Genomic DNA, 14,461 nt, shown 5'->3' with positions numbered 1-14,461 from the left:
CGGGTGGGCCCGCTGCGCCCGAGGTGGTGCCGCGGAAGGGGCTTTCGCGGCACCGCGGTCTGCCCGCGAAGCGGGCCCTGTCGGTGGCCGGGACATGATCAACGTGGGGCGGCGTGCAGGCGTCCGTCCCGTTGCGGGCTGGTGAACCCTCAGCGACGGCCCACCGCGCGCACGGCCCGGCGAGGGGCCGACTGTCCTGAAAGGCGACATGAAAGCGCCTTTCAGGACACCACGGGCCCGGAATGATCACGAAATGATCTTTACCGAGCCGGAAAATGCCTGCTCGGCGCACGTGGGGTAATCCAATTGCTACGGACGGTACGACAAACAGTCTATTTACACCCTCGCTACGCTCGGAGCGTTGTCCAACAACTACACATCGTGTCCAAGCGGCTAGGAGATCCTCTGCATGATCCGATCCGTTGTGATTGTCGGTGGCGGCACCGCCGGCTGGATGACGGCCAGTTATCTCAAGGCCGCCTTCACGGACCGAATCGACGTGACCCTGATCGAGTCGAAGCGGGTCAACCGCATCGGCGTCGGTGAGGCGACGTTCAGCACGTTGCGGCACTTCTTCGACTACCTGGGGCTCGACGAGCGCGAATGGCTCCCCAGGTGTGCGGGTGGCTACAAGCTCGGCATCCGCTTCCAGAACTGGAGCACCCCGGGCGGGTACTTCTACCACCCGTTCGAGCGGCTGCGGGTCGTCGACGGCTTCAGCCTGGCCGAATGGTGGCTGGCCGGTGACCGCGCCGAACCGTTCGACCAGGCCTGCTACCTCACCCACGCCCTGTGCGAGGCCAAACGCGCGCCCCGCATGCTCGACGGCAGCCTGTTCGCGTCGGGCCTGGACGGCTCGCTCGGCCGCTCCACACTGGCCGACCAGCGCGCGCAGTTCCCCTACGCCTACCACTTCGACGCCGACGAGGTCGCCCGCTACCTCGCCGAGTACGCCACCGCGCGCGGTGTCCGGCACGTCCGCGACGACGTCCAGTCGGTCGAACTGGACGAGCGCGGCTGGGTCGCACACGTCCGCACCGCCGAACACGGGGACGTCGGGGGTGACCTGTTCGTCGACTGCACCGGCTTCCGCGGGCTGCTGATCAACCAGGCGCTCGGCGGGGAGTTCGAGTCGTTCGCCGACGTGCTGCCCAACAACCGGGCGGTCGCGCTGCGGGTGCCGCGCGAGGACGCCACCGAGATGAGCCCCTACACCACGGCGACCGCCATGAGCGCCGGGTGGATGTGGACGATCCCGCTGTTCCGGCGCAACGGCAACGGGTACGTGTACTCCGACGAGTTCACCACGCCCGAGGAGGCGGAGCGGGAGCTGCGTGCCGCCGTCGCGCCGGGCCGGGACGACCTGGAGGCCAACCACATCCGGATGCGGATCGGCCGCAACAAGGAGACGTGGATCCGCAACTGCGTGGCGATCGGGCTGTCCGCCGCGTTCGTCGAGCCGCTCGAGTCGACCGGGATCTTCTTCATCCAGAACGCGATCGAGCAGCTCGTCGCGCACTTCCCGGACGAGAACTGGGAGCCCCGGCTGCGGCAGGACTACAACAACCGCATGGCGCACATGGTCGACGGCGTCAAGGAGTTCCTCGTCCTGCACTACAAGTCCGCGGCCCGCGACGACACCCCGTACTGGAAGGAAGCGAAGATCCGCGCCATGCCGGAGTCGCTCGCCGCGCGCATCGAGCTGGCCCGGTCGCACCTGCTGGACCAGGAGACCGTCTACCCGTACTTCCACGGGTTCGAGACCTACTCGTGGAACACGATGAACCTCGGGCTCGGGGTCGTGCCACCGGGACCCCGTCCCGCGCTGCGGCACATGGACCCCGCCAGGGCACACGCGGAGTTCGCGCGTGTCAAGGAAGAGGGCAGGCAGCTCGTCGCCGCGCTCCCGAGCTGCTACGAGTACCTCGCCAGCATCAACGACTGACGTGTCGGACGGGTCCGGGCCGGACGAGTTCCGGTCGTTCATGAGCACGTTCTGCACGGGTGTCACGGTCATCACGGCGGTCGGCCGCGACGGCAGGCCGCACGGGCTGACGTGCACGTCCCTCACCAGCGTCACGGTCAGCCCGCCGACGCTGATGGTGTGCCTGGACGTGCGCAGCGGCACCCTCACCGCGATCCGCGACAGCGGCCGGTTCGCGGTGAACCTGTTGCACGAGGGCGGTCGCCGGGCGGCGGAGGTGTTCTCCTCCGCCGTGCCGGACCGCTTCGAGCGGATCCCCTGGCAGTTCGGCAAGACGGGCCAGCTGTGGCTGATGGAGGACGCGTTCGCGGTGGCCGAGTGCCGGGTCGCGGAGGCCGTCGCGGTGGGTGACCACGTGGCGGTCTTCGGGGAGGTGGTCCACACCGAACAGCGGACGGAGATCCCGCTGCTGTACGGGATGCGGCGGTTCGCGAGCTGGGCGGAGGTGGCGGTCCCGTGACGGCGCAGACCACCCGCCGCCAGTCGTGGCCCGGCGTGGTCGGCGGGCTCGTGGTGCTGGTCGCCGCCGCCGCGATGTGGGGACCGGCGCTGGTCGAGGGGCACCCGGCCGACCCCGTGGCCAGGTTCCTGTTCTCGGTGGCCGTGATCCTGCTGGTGTGCCACGTGACCGGCGCGGTGCTGCGCCGGTTCGGGCAGCCGCCGGTGCTCGGCGAGGTCGTCGGCGGGCTGCTGCTCGGCCCGTCGGTGCTCGGCCTCGCGTTCCCCGCCGCGCAGGACTGGCTGTTCCCCGCGCCGGTGCTGACCGCGCTGAACCACGCCGCGCAGCTCGGGCTGATCGTGTTCATGTTCCTGCTCGGCTGCGAGCTGCGGACCGACAGGATCGGCAGCAGGCGGGTGGTCGGGGCGACCGTGCTCGGCGGCATGGGGCTGCCGTTCGCCGCCGGGGCGTGCGTCGCGCTCACGGCGCCCGCCCTCGGCGACGGCGGGACCGGGTTCGTGCTGTTCTTCGGGCTCGCGCTGTCGATCACGGCGTTGCCGGTGCTGGCGCGGATCCTCGTCGACCTGGGCCTCGCGGACACCCGGCTCGGCGCGACCGCGCTGTCGTCGGCCGCCGTCGGCGACGGGGTGGCGTGGTTCGCGCTCACCGTGATCCTCGCGGGCACCGGCCTGTCCGGCACCGGCGACGTGGCGACCACCGCCGGGCTCGCCGTCGCGCTGGTGGTGGTGACCGTCCTGTGCGTCCGGCCGGCGCTGCGCACGCTGGTGGCCCGGGCCGGGTCGCATCAGCTGCTGCTCGGCACGCTCGTGGTGGGCGCGCTCGGCTACGCGGGCGTGACGCAGCTGATCGGGCTGCACCCGGTCATCGGCGCGTTCCTGTTCGGCGTCGCCGTGCCCAGGAACGCACCCGCCGTGACGCGGATCGGGGAGCAGCTGCAGGGGTTCGCGATCGCCATCCTGCTGCCGCTGTTCTTCGCGGGCGTCGGCCTGAGCACGTCCGTCGGCCTGCTCGGCGAGTCGGTGGCGAACTGGCTGCTGTTCCTGCTGGTGCTCGCCGTCGCGACGGCGTCGAAGTTCGCGGGCGCGGGCGGCGGCGCGCGCCTCGCGGGACTGCCCGGCCGGGAGGCCGTGCGGCTGGGCACGCTCATGAACTGCCGGGGCGTGACCGAGCTGGTGGTGGCCGCGATCGGCCTGCAGTACGGGCTGGTCAACGAGCTGGGTTTCACCATCCTGGTGCTGGTCGCGGTGCTCACGACCGCGGCGACCGGCCCGCTGATGAGAGCCGTCACCGCGCGCGGCGGTGACGGCTCCCGAGGGTCACGCGGTGACCAGTGACAGCCCGTAGACGCCGAGGATCTCGTTCACCGGCTGGAACCAGGTCTGCCCGCCCGACGAGCAGTTGCCCCACCCGCCGGACGTGACGCCCTGGGCCTGCTCACCGGTGATGAACGAGCCGCCGGAGTCGCCGGGTTCCGCGCACACGCTGGTCTTCGTCATCTGGTAGACCGCGCCCTGCGCGTAGTTGACGGTCTCGTTCTTCGCGAGGACCGTGCCGCAGTGCCAGTGCGTGGTCGAACCCGAACGGCAGATCGACGACCCGACCGGCGCCTCGGCGGAGCCGCGCACGAGGCGGTCCGGCACGGTGCCCCAGCCGAGCACGACCGGCGCCTGCCACCAGCCGCCGCCGGTGCGGATGAACGAGTAGTCGTTGCCGGGGAACGAGGAACCGGCGAACGTGCCCATCCACGACCCGTCCCACCCGACGACGTTGCTGCCGACGCCGCCGCAGTGGCCCGCGCTCACGAAGCCGCCGCGCACCGAGAAGCCGATCGAGCAGCGGGTGTTCCCGTTGATGTAGTACGGGTCGCCGCCGACCGTGCCCGCAGAGAACGTCGTCGGCGCGGCCGCGACCTCCTCGACGGTCACCGGCGCCAGCTTCCGCGCCGCGGCGAGGAACGCACTCGTGTCGCCGCCCTCCCGGACGGTCACGACCAGGCCGCCCGCGCGCGGGTCGACCCGCCACGCAGCCACGTCGGCGGGAGCCTTCATCGTGTCCAGCTTCGCCTTCGCCGCGTCCAGCGCCGCGAGCGGCCGTCCGACCCGGACCACCGTCGCGCCCGTCGCGCGGACCGCGTCCTGGACCGCGGCGTCCGCGGTGGACACGCCGACGACCAGCTCGCCGGTCTTCGCGTCGAACCACGACCCGCCGTAGGACGTGCCGGCGGCGGCCTTCGCGGCCGGCTCGATCGCCATGGCCGACGCTTCCTGGTGCACGCGGGTGCGTGCCTGGTCGGCGGTCAGCCCGAGGTCGCGCTGCATGGCGGCGAGGAAGCCGTCCGCCGACGCCGCCGGGGCCGCGGTGGAGGTGCCCCCACCGGCCACGATGGCGCCCAGCGCCAACAGCGCGCCCGCCGCGGACGCGCAGATCTTCCGTGTTCTGTTCATCGTGGTGCTCTCGTTTCTCAGCAGGGTTGAGAGTTCGTGAGAGCGCTCTCACGGCTAACCGTGGTATGTGGAGCAGGGTCGCGTCAAGGTCTAGACCACACTGGGATTTCGTTCACCCGCCGAACGGGAGCGCCGAGGCGGTTCGCACATCCGATCAGTGGTTCAACCAAATTCGCACGTTCTGTTGTCGAGTCTTGACCGTACGTGTTCGGGCGTTCGACGATGGGCGTGGTCGAGGGCACTGAAGGATCGGGGCTGCGCAATGACGCGTCGGACCGTGCTGGGTGTGGTGGTCGTCCTGCTGCTCGCGGGCCTGACGGTCGTCGGGTCGTCGGCACGGCCCGGGGCGCCCCGGGCCGCGGCGCTCGAGAACGGGCTCGCGCGGACACCCGCCATGGGGTTCAACAACTGGAACGCCACCCACTGCCGCGCCGAGTTCAACGAGCAGATGGTCCGCCAGATCGCGGACATCTTCGTCGCGCGCGGCCTCAAGGACGCCGGCTACACGTACGTCAACCTCGACGACTGCTGGGCGCTGCCGCAACGCGACGCGGCGGGCAACCTCGTGCCCGACCCCGTGCGGTTCCCCAACGGGATCAAGGCGGTCGCCGACTACGTGCACGGCAAGGGCCTCAAGTTCGGCATCTACACCAGCGCGGGCACCAGGACCTGCAACGAGCTCGGCTTCCCGGGCGCGATCGGGCACGAGCAGCAGGACGCGAACCTCTTCGCGTCGTGGGGTGTCGACTACCTGAAGTACGACAACTGCGGCGACCACCTCGGCCAGTCCGCGCAGGAGCGGTACACGAGGATGCGGGACGCGCTGGCGGCCACCGGCAGGCCGATCCTGTTCTCCATCTGCGAGTGGGGCGCCAACGCGCCGTGGGACTGGGCGCAGCCCGTCGGCAACAGCTGGCGCACCACCGGCGACATCTCCGACAACTGGGCGAGCATGCTCGGCATCTTCAAGGCCAACGTGGGCCTGGCGGTCAACGCGCAGCGCGGTGCGTGGAACGACCCGGACATGCTCGAGGTCGGCAACGGCGGCATGACCGCGACCGAGTACCGCAGCCACTTCTCGTTGTGGGCCATGATGAACGCGCCGCTGCTCATCGGCTCCGACCTGCGCCGCGTCGGCCAGGAGACGTTCGACATCCTCACCAACCGCGACGTGATCGCGCTGAACCAGGACGGGCTCGGCGTGCAGGCCGAGGAGATCAGCTCCGCGAACGGCCTGCACGTGCTGACCAAGCCGCTGGACAACGGCGACGTCGCCGTGGCGCTGTTCAACGAGACCGGCGCGACCGCGACCATCTCGACCACCGCCGCCGCGGCGGGCCTCGGCAACGCCACGTCCTACCGGCTGAAGGACCTGTGGAGCAAGGCCGTCACCACCACCGGCGGGACGATCAGCGCGGCGGTGCCCGCACACGCGACGGTGGTGTACCGGGTCAGCCGCGCGGGGACGTTCACCGCGCCGCCGCCGGGCACCACGCAGGTGTCGGCGCTGCCCGCGAGCCTGTCGGCCAGCGCGTGGGGCCCGGTCGAACGGGACCGCAGCAACGGCGAACGCGCCGCGGGCGACGGGCGCACGCTGACCATCGGCGGCACCACGTACGCGCGGGGACTCGGCGTGCACGCCCGCAGCGAGGTCCGGTACTACCTCGCGGGGCGGTGCACCAGCTTCCAGGCGTGGGTCGGCCTCGACGACGAGACGGGCACGAACGGCAGCGTGTCCTTGGAGGTGTGGGGCGGCGGCGCGATGCTGGCGAGCAGTGGCGTGGTCCGCGGCAGCGACGGGCCGAAACGCGTCACCGCCAACGTCACCGGGCTGCAGTACGTCCACCTCGCGGTGCTGCCCACCGTGGACGGTCCCCGCTACGACCACGCGGACTGGGCCGACGCGACGATCACCTGTTCCTGAGTCACCCGAGGGCGGTGAGGAAGGTCTTCGTGGCCGTCACCGCGGTGGCCGACGTGCCCGCGTCCTGGACCAGGACCGCGAACGCGACGTCGTCGCGGTAGCCGGTGAACCAGCCGTGTGCGCTGCCGTCCGTCTCCGCGGTGCCGGTCTTGCCGTGGACCGCGCCGAGGCCGGCCAGGTCGGTGGCCCGGCCCGTGGTGACGACCGCGCGCATCATCGTGCGCAGTGACCCGACCACCGCGGCCGGCGGGGCGTCGTAGCCCGTCGTCACCGTCGTCGGGCTGTCCGGCCACAGGCGCGGGGTCACCGGGCGGCCCGCGGCCACCGTCGCGCTCATCAGCGCCACCCCGAACGGGCTCATCCGCACCTGGCCCTGCCCGATGCTGTTCTCCACCTGCTGCGTGGTGTCCGCCGCGGGCGGCACCGCGCCGATCTCCGTGGTGATGCCGGGGATGTCGAAGTCGGCGCCCGCGCCCAGCTGGTTCGCGGCCCGGACCAGTGCGTCCCCCGGCAGGCCGCCCGCCTGCATGGCGAACGTCGTGTTGCACGACTGCGCGAACGCCGTCCGCAGCGGCACGTCGCCGAGCGCGAAGCCGGCGTTGCGCACCGTCCGCTGACCGATCGTGGCGGAGCCGGGGCAGGGGAGGACCGTGTCGACGTCGGCGACGCCCGCCTCGACGAGCGCGGTCGCCGTGGCGATCTTGAACGTCGACCCGGGCGGGAAGAGGCCCTGCAGCGCCGAGGGTGTGCCGCCCATCGCGCTGTTCTGCGCCACGGCCAGGATGTCGCCGGTCGACGGCTGGATCGCCACCAGCGCGGCAGGCAACTGCTGACCGTCGACGGCCGCCTGCGCCGCCCGCTGGACCGGTCGGCTCACCGTCGACTTCCGCGCCGGTGTCCTCGTCCCGTGCAGCACCGCGACGTCCTTGCCCGCGGCATCGGTCAGCGCGACGTACCACCCGGCCTGCCCGGCGACCCGGCCCATGCCCGGCAGCAGCAGCGGCGCCGTCGCGGGCGCGGCGGCGGTCGTGCCGGTCTCGGTCCACGCCACCAGCGGTTTGCCGTCGCGGTCGAGCACCGCGGGCTGCCCGACCTGGTCACGCAGGGACAGCGTGTGGGCGGCCGTCAGCTCCGGGTGCACCAGCGCCGGGTCCCAGTGCACGCGCCACGTCCCGTCCTCGACCAGGCGCAGCGCGCTGTCGTAGGTCCACGTGCGGTCCGGGCCGAACGTCCACGTCACCGTGAACGCCCGCACCGGCTCCGCGTACGCGCCGGGGCTCGTGGTCACCGACGTCGGGGCGAGGGACCGCCACACCTCGGTGAGCTGCGCGGTGGCGTCGTCGGGGGCGTCGGTCAGCGCACCGGCCGCCGCCGCGTCCCCGGCCGCGAACGCCGCCAGGAACTCGTCGCCGACCTCGGTCGCGGACGGCGGCGGCGCCTCGGCGGCCTGCGCACCGCCGTCGGTGGTGCCTGCGGTGTCGTCGGGCAGCAGCTGCACGACGCCCAGCGCGGTGACCACGACGACCAGCACGGCACCCGCGGCGATGACGAGCGCGTTGCGACGAGACACGAATCCCCCCAGGATGTCGCCCCGACCCACCGGCGAGATTACCGTGACGTGTCGAGATCAGGTCGCCGGTTCCGACTGACGGTCGACAGGATCCCCGACCCCGAGGAGAGACACGTGCCGAAGACCATCACGGTGCCGGGCGCCCGGCTCACCTACGACGTCACCGGCTCCGGACCGGTGCTGTTCCTGGTCGGCACCCCGATGGACGCGTCCGGCTTCGCGCCGCTGGTGCCGCACCTGACCGACGACTTCACGGTGGTGACGTTCGACCCGCGCGGCATGGCGCGCAGCACCGCGGACGACCCGGGCAAGCAGGTGACGCCGGAGGAGACCGCCGACGACCTGGCCGCGGTGCTCGCCGAGGTCACCGACGAGCCCGCCTACGTGCTGGGCAGCAGCGGCGGCGCGATCGGCGGCCTCGCGCTCGTCCTGCGCCACCCGGACCGGGTGCGCACGCTGGTCGCGCACGAACCGCCACTGAGCCTGCTGTTGCCGGACGCCGCGGAGATCCGCGCCGCGACACACGGGATCGTCGACACCCTGCACGCGGCCGGGTGGCAGCCCGCGATGGGACAGTTCCTGGACCTGACGGGCGTGCTGACGTCGATGTCGGCGAACGACCAGCCGCCGCCGGAGCCGACCGAGGACATGGCCCGCGGCACGGCGTTCTTCATCGAGAACTACCTGCGCACGGTGTCCCTGTGGGAGCCGGACCTCGACGCGCTGCGCGCCGCGGCGCCGCGGATCGTCGTCGCCGCGGGCCGGACGTCGACCGGGCAGCTCGCGAACCGCACGGCGGTCGCGCTGGCCGAGGCGCTGGGCACGGAACTCGCGCTGTTCGCGGGCGACCACGGCGGCTTCGCGGGCGAACCGGAGACGTTCGCGGCCGAACTGCGCGCGGCGTTGGCGAGCTGACCGCCTGGGCAGGTGGCTCGGGTTCGCCGCCGCGCCCGCGGGGGGCGGTGGGTTGCTGAGTCGTGTGAGGCCGGGCAGGTCCGTTGTGTCCGGCTAGGAGGGTGGCTCAGGGTTCGCCGCCGTCCCGGCGGTGTGCGTGGGGTGGGGCGTTGGGTGGGTTGTTGAGTCGTGTGAGGTCGGGCGGGTCTGTTGGTGTCCGGTCAGGGGGTGGTTCGGGGTTCGTGGCCGCGTTGGTGGTGTGCGTGGGGTGGGGCGTTGGGTGGGTTGTTGAGTCGTGTGAGGTCGGGCAGGTCTGTTGGTGTCCGGCCAGGAGGTGGCTCAGGTTCGCCGCGGCGGCGGCGTGCTGGGGTGCCGGGGGGTGAGTCGCCGAGTCGCGTGACGCCGGGCAGCGTCCGCGACACCGGGACCTTGGTGCCGTGGCGGGACGATGGCTGAGCGTTGGGCGGCCGAGGCGGAGTGGGCAGGAGGCGGAGTGCGGCGGGTGGTTCGCTGGGTCGCGTGACGTCCGGCGATGGCCGGGGCCGCGGCGGAGTGGGTGTAGGCGGTGTGCGGCGGATGTTCGCTGGGTCGCGTGAAGTCCGCGGCGGCGAGGCCGGGACCGTGCCTGGTGTTCGCCGCCGTGCGGGAATGGTCGTCGTGCGCCCGGTAGCGGCCGCCATGTCGGGGACAGCAGGTCCGCCGGTGCCGCCGGGACGGGTTCAGCGTTCGTTGCCGGGGCGGAGTGGGGCGGTTCGCGACACGCGCCTTGCCCGGCGCGGGGTGGTGTGCGGTTCCTGCTGTTCCGGGTCGGGGAGGGCGAGCAGCGCGTCGATCACCTCGTAGGCCGTGCCCCTGGTGTGCCAGAGCACCGTCTTGGCGAGCATGATGTTCGGCTCGGTGTCGGGCAGGCGCGTTGCCGTGGCCTCGTCCTCGCCGTACAGCTCGAAGACGTCGATGACGCCGTCGTGGACGCGCACGCCGACGAGCGCCTCGATCGAGCCGTCCGCCGCCTGGTCGGTCGCGAACTCGAAATGCAGGGCGCGCATCGTCTGGAGGCGGGCGCCGATGTTGTCGGGTGCCCCGTCTCGTCCGGCCATAGCGGTGTGCCCCCACCCGGGATGCGGTCGCGCCGGGCGGGGGGCGGGGGCTTGGCCTTTCCCGACGCTGTGAAAAGACACCGTACCGGATGTGTGCACTGTATACAGCGCTCTGTGGCGGATCCGTTGCGGGAAAGCGGTCCGGAACTTTTCACCCCGGCGCCGCCTGGAATCCTTGACTCGGCAACGAATCGGCGGGAATCGGGGGTGTGATGGCGGCGGAGTTCCACCTGCTCGGGCCGATCGAGGTGCTCGTCGACGGGCAGCAGGTCGACATCGGGCACGCCAGGCAGCGGTCCGTGCTCGCCGTGCTCCTGGTGGAGGCCAACCGGTTGGTGTCGACGGGGCAGCTGGTGGCGCGCGTGTGGGGCGAGGAGCAGTCACCGAGGGCGCGCAACACGTTGTACGGCTACGTCCACCGGTTGCGCGGCGCGCTCGCCGGGGCCGCGGAACTGCGCCGCGAGCACGGTGGTTACGTGCTGGAGGTGGACCCGGCGACGGTCGACCTGCACCGCTTCCGCGCGCTGGTCGCGGAGGCCAGGGCGAGCACGGACGGCCGCGCGTTGCTGGCCGAGGCGCTCGGTCTGTGGCGGGGCGAGCCGTTCGGCGGCGCGGAGAGCCCGTGGCTGGTGGCGCAGCGGAGCAGGCTGGACCTCGACCGGCTCGACGCGCGCCTCGCCTACCACGACCTCGCCCTCCGCGAAGGGCGGCACGCCGAGCTGCTGCCGGACCTGTCGGCGCTCGCGGCCACGCATCCCATGGACGAGCGGATCGCGGGCCAGTTGATGGTGGCGCTGCACAGATCGGGCCGCTCCGCCGCGGCCTTCGAGCACTACCACGGGTTGCGCCGGCGGCTCGCGGACGAGCTGGGCGTGGACCCGGGACCGGAGCTGCGGCAGGTCTACCAGCAGCTGCTGGCCAACGAACCGCCACCGGCGGCGGACACCGGAGGAGCACCGGAAACCCCCGCGCCACCGACGACACCGGCCGCGCCGCCGACGACACCGGCCCCGCTGCCGGACACCCCGCTGCCGGACGTCCCGAGGCCGGATACCCCGAGGCCGAGGATGCGCCGCGGCGCGGTGCTCGGCGTGCTGGCCCTGGTCGTCGTCATCGCGGCGGCGATCGTCGGCGCCCGCCTGCTGCTCGGCGGTGGCGACGACCCCGGCCAGGACACCGGGCAGGACACCGGCCAGGACACCGCGGCCTCGGTGCCGCGCCCCGGCGTTCCCGCCGCGGGCGGGTACGACTTCCGGCTCGCGCACTCGAAGCTGTGCCTCGCCGAGCGGCCGGACGACGGCAGCGGGCGGGTCTACCAGGCAGGCTGCGCCACGAGCATCCCCGACCGCGCCCTGCAGCCGCTGCGGTCGGACGTCTACCGGATCGCCACGAACCACCCCGACTTCGGGCCCGGCTGCACCGGCATCCCGAAGGCCGCGATGGAACCCGGCGCGCAGGTGTTCGACGACTGGTGCGGCGGCGGCGCGGCCGAGGAGTTCCGGCTCGAACCCCTCGGGGCCGGCTACCGGATCAGGGCCGTGCACAGCGACCTGTGCCTCGGCGTGCTGAACGCCTCCGACCAGGAGTGGGCGCCGGTGTTCCAGCTGCCCTGCGACTCCACCGGGGCGGGTCAGGTCTTCGAGCTGGTGCCGAAGACCTGACCACCGGCGTCACCAGATCGCGTCCGCCCACTCCGGGTGGTCGATGAACGGGTTCCGGTTGTTCTGGTACCGCGTGTGGATCAGGTCGTTGCGCGCCTGCTCGGCCGCGTCCGGCGGGTCCTGCGCGTGCCACTCGAGCAGCACGGAGATCCGGCCCATGTACGGCGCCGAGCCGTTGTCGACCGCGTCGTTCGGTTCCAGGTCGGCGAACCCGTCGTCGCCGTCGTAGCGGACGGCCATGTAGAGGATGCCGCGGGCGATGTCGCCCTTCACGGCGTCGCGCGGTTCGAACGAGTCGCCGTCGACGCGGCTGTCCGGCGCGTTCGGCACCGGGTCGCCGCCGTTGTCGAAGTCGAGGTTGCCCCGGGTGGCGTTGACGTCCACCTCGGACGGCCGCAGGTGGTGGAGGTCGGTGCCGGGACCGGGGGTGGTGCCGAAGTCCCCGTGGCTCTTGGCCCACGTGTGCTCACGGTTCCACTGGTCGGCGCCACGACCGTTGGCGTTCTCCGGCATCGACGCGCCGCTGTAGATCATGATCACGTTCGCGGGGTTCGCCGGGTCCTCGTCGGTGACCTTCAGCGCGTCCCACACGTCGTCGTAGCTCAGGTGGGTGCCGTTCGCGATGATCTGGTGCAGCGCGGCGTGCAGTTCCGCGCCCGTCTTGCCCTCGGCGGCGTCGTAGTAGCCGGGCGGGATCTCCGCCGAGGCACCGGGGACGGCGAACGCGACCGCGCCGAGCGCGACGCCGACGGCTGCGAGCAGGGGTGTCCTACGTGTGACAGGCATTCGTTGCTCCAAGGGGGACCGGGGCACCTGTTGAAGAAACCCTGACATGTCAAGTGGTTGGTTTGACACCAACGAACGTCGGTGATCTTCCGCAGGCGTCACCTGAACGACGGTCCCTCGTTAGGGGTATGACTGTCGTCGCTGGTTGGAGGGCTGATGAACCGTCGGATGTGGCGTGCCTCCGCACGCGGGCTGGTCGCGGCCGTCGCCGCGGCACTCCTCGTCGTACCCTTCGGGCCACCCGCCGCCGCGGCGCCCACCGTGCTCGCCCCGCTCTCGTCGTCACTCTCCGCGACACTGGGCGCGGCCGCGGACGCGCTGCCCATGACCGTCCTCGTCCACGGCTCGACCCTCGCCGCCGCGGACGCCGCCGTCACCGGCGCGGGGCTGACCAGGATCACGAGCTTCCGGCGGATCGGGGTGGTCGCCGCCAGTGGCACCGCGGCGCAGGTCCGGGCGGTCCGGGCCCTGCCCGGCGTCACCTACGTCGAGGGCAACGACCCGATCCGGTTCTTCGCCACCTCCGGCACCGCGGCCACCCGCAGCCGCGTCGCCCAGCAGACGCTCGTCGGCGCGAACGGCGCGAAGCTCGACGGCACCGGCGTCTCGATCGCCGTGATCGACAGCGGCATCGACCCGACCCACCCGGCGTTCCGGGGCGCGGACGGCAAGACCCGCGTGGTCCGCAGCCTCAAGGGCGTGTGCCTCACCGAGACGACCATGAACTGCCTGGTCGACGTGCCCACGTCGATCGACACCGACCTGCTCGCGGTCGGCGGCCACGGCACGCACGTGAACGGGATCGCCGCGGGCACCCCGTACACACTGGGCAACGGCACGGTCGTCGGCGGCTCGGCCCCCGGCGCCAAGATCGTCTCGCTGTCGGTCGGCGCCGCGATCGTCATCCTCGGCGCGGACGCCGCGCTGAACTGGGTGCTGGAGAACCACAACGCGCCCTGCGGGGCCGGGGTGCCGGCCGCGACGTGCCCGCCCATCAAGGTCGTCAACAACTCCTACGGCCCCTCCGGCGGCGGCGAGTTCGACCCGAACTCGGCGACCGTGAAGATCCAGCGGCAGCTGGCGGCCGAGGGCGTGGTCACGGTGTGGGCCAACGGGAACGACGGCGGCGACGGCTCGGCGAACCTGTCCAACCCGCCCGGCACCGACCCGACGCCGGGCATCCTGTCCGTCGCCTCGTACAACGACCTGGGCACCGGCACCCGCGACGGCGCCGTGTCCGACTTCTCCTCCCGCGGCAACGCCGCCGACCAGGGCACCTGGCCGGACATCTCGGCGCCGGGCGAGAACATCCTGTCCGCGTGCAGGCTGTACCTGCCGATCTGCGCGACCGGCCTGCAGCCGGTGAACGGACCCGGCCTGCTCGACGTCGGCACGTACAACGTCATCAGCGGCACGTCGATGGCCGCTCCGCAGATCACCGGGATCGTGGCGCAGCTGTTCCAGGCCGCGCCCGGCGCGAGCCCCGGCGACATCGAGCACGCGCTGAAGTCGACGGCGTACCGGTTCGCGGCCGGCGCCGCCTACCAGCAGGCCGGGCCGTACCTGTCGAGCTACGACAAGGGCACGGGCCTCGTGGACACCGTGGCGGCGGCGACCGCGCTCGGCGCCCACCCGGCCTGA

Annotated in this window: 11 protein-coding genes; 7 read left to right on the top strand and 4 right to left on the bottom strand. The window is 72.4% G+C overall.

Annotated elements, in window-relative coordinates:
• Positions 1–409: 409 nt before the first annotated feature.
• The 3 genes from ACYQ77_RS26655 to ACYQ77_RS26645 are packed head-to-tail and all read left to right on the top strand — an operon-like array spanning position 410 to position 3,778.
• On the top strand, positions 410–1,945 hold the full coding sequence (locus ACYQ77_RS26655) for a tryptophan halogenase family protein (protein WP_459715987.1): 1,536 nt from the start codon (positions 410–412) through the stop codon (positions 1,943–1,945).
• 1 nt (position 1,946) lies between these two features.
• Positions 1,947–2,444 carry a flavin reductase family protein gene (locus tag ACYQ77_RS26650; protein ID WP_459715985.1) on the top strand — a complete coding sequence of 166 codons (498 nt, stop codon included), beginning with the start codon at positions 1,947–1,949 and terminating at the stop codon, positions 2,442–2,444.
• A complete protein-coding gene (locus ACYQ77_RS26645; RefSeq protein ID WP_459715983.1) occupies positions 2,441–3,778 on the top strand; it encodes a cation:proton antiporter in 1,338 nt (445 codons plus the stop codon). Before ACYQ77_RS26650 ends, ACYQ77_RS26645 begins: the two co-directional genes overlap by 4 nt.
• Here ACYQ77_RS26645 and ACYQ77_RS26640 read toward each other — a convergent pair.
• A complete protein-coding gene (locus tag ACYQ77_RS26640; RefSeq protein WP_459715982.1) occupies positions 3,761–4,888 on the bottom strand; it encodes a S1 family peptidase in 1,128 nt (375 codons plus the stop codon). The genes ACYQ77_RS26645 and ACYQ77_RS26640 overlap by 18 nt on opposite strands.
• A 262-nt stretch (positions 4,889–5,150) precedes the next feature.
• On the opposite strand from ACYQ77_RS26640, the gene ACYQ77_RS26635 reads away from it, so the two are divergent.
• On the top strand, positions 5,151–6,812 hold the full coding sequence (locus ACYQ77_RS26635) for an NPCBM/NEW2 domain-containing protein (RefSeq protein WP_459715980.1): 1,662 nt from the start codon (positions 5,151–5,153) through the stop codon (positions 6,810–6,812).
• 1 nt (position 6,813) lies between these two features.
• Here ACYQ77_RS26635 and ACYQ77_RS26630 read toward each other — a convergent pair whose 3' ends face one another.
• Positions 6,814–8,382, bottom strand: a complete 1,569-nt coding sequence (locus tag ACYQ77_RS26630) for a penicillin-binding transpeptidase domain-containing protein (RefSeq protein ID WP_459715978.1) — start codon at positions 8,380–8,382, stop codon at positions 6,814–6,816.
• 114 nt (positions 8,383–8,496) lie between these two features.
• Between ACYQ77_RS26630 and ACYQ77_RS26625 the strand changes: the two genes are divergently transcribed.
• Positions 8,497–9,297 (top strand): alpha/beta fold hydrolase, encoded by an 801-nt coding sequence (locus ACYQ77_RS26625; RefSeq protein WP_459715976.1) that lies wholly within the window; start codon positions 8,497–8,499, stop codon positions 9,295–9,297.
• A 698-nt stretch (positions 9,298–9,995) separates the two neighbouring features.
• Here ACYQ77_RS26625 and ACYQ77_RS26620 read toward each other — a convergent pair.
• On the bottom strand, positions 9,996–10,373 hold the full coding sequence (locus ACYQ77_RS26620) for a hypothetical protein (RefSeq protein WP_459715974.1): 378 nt from the start codon (positions 10,371–10,373) through the stop codon (positions 9,996–9,998).
• A 212-nt stretch (positions 10,374–10,585) separates the two neighbouring features.
• Here ACYQ77_RS26620 and ACYQ77_RS26615 point away from each other — a divergent pair, with 212 nt between their 5' ends.
• A complete protein-coding gene (locus tag ACYQ77_RS26615; protein ID WP_459715973.1) occupies positions 10,586–12,034 on the top strand; it encodes a BTAD domain-containing putative transcriptional regulator in 1,449 nt (482 codons plus the stop codon).
• Between the two features lie 9 nt (positions 12,035–12,043).
• Here the strand turns inward: ACYQ77_RS26615 and ACYQ77_RS26610 are convergent, their stop codons facing one another.
• Positions 12,044–12,820, bottom strand: coding sequence for an endonuclease I family protein (locus ACYQ77_RS26610; protein WP_459715971.1), 777 nt, complete (start codon positions 12,818–12,820; stop codon positions 12,044–12,046).
• A gap of 156 nt (positions 12,821–12,976) precedes the next feature.
• Between ACYQ77_RS26610 and ACYQ77_RS26605 the strand changes: the two genes are divergently transcribed.
• On the top strand, positions 12,977–14,461 hold the full coding sequence (locus ACYQ77_RS26605) for a S8 family serine peptidase (RefSeq protein ID WP_459715969.1): 1,485 nt from the start codon (positions 12,977–12,979) through the stop codon (positions 14,459–14,461).

This window comes from Actinophytocola sp. KF-1, from assembly GCF_054661535.1.
This window is presented reverse-complemented; position numbering and strand designations above follow the sequence as displayed.

Excerpts from the sequence above, each read along its gene's own strand:
- ACYQ77_RS26605 (WP_459715969.1), top strand. The coding sequence starts at position 12,977 with ATGAACCGTCGGATGTGGCGTGCCTCCGCACGCGGGCTGGTCGCGGCC.
- ACYQ77_RS26610 (WP_459715971.1), bottom strand. The coding sequence starts at position 12,820 with ATGCCTGTCACACGTAGGACACCCCTGCTCGCAGCCGTCGGCGTCGCG.
- ACYQ77_RS26620 (WP_459715974.1), bottom strand. The coding sequence starts at position 10,373 with ATGGCCGGACGAGACGGGGCACCCGACAACATCGGCGCCCGCCTCCAG.
- ACYQ77_RS26655 (WP_459715987.1), top strand. The coding sequence starts at position 410 with ATGATCCGATCCGTTGTGATTGTCGGTGGCGGCACCGCCGGCTGGATG.
- ACYQ77_RS26640 (WP_459715982.1), bottom strand. The coding sequence starts at position 4,888 with ATGAACAGAACACGGAAGATCTGCGCGTCCGCGGCGGGCGCGCTGTTG.
- ACYQ77_RS26635 (WP_459715980.1), top strand. The coding sequence starts at position 5,151 with ATGACGCGTCGGACCGTGCTGGGTGTGGTGGTCGTCCTGCTGCTCGCG.
- ACYQ77_RS26615 (WP_459715973.1), top strand. The coding sequence starts at position 10,586 with ATGGCGGCGGAGTTCCACCTGCTCGGGCCGATCGAGGTGCTCGTCGAC.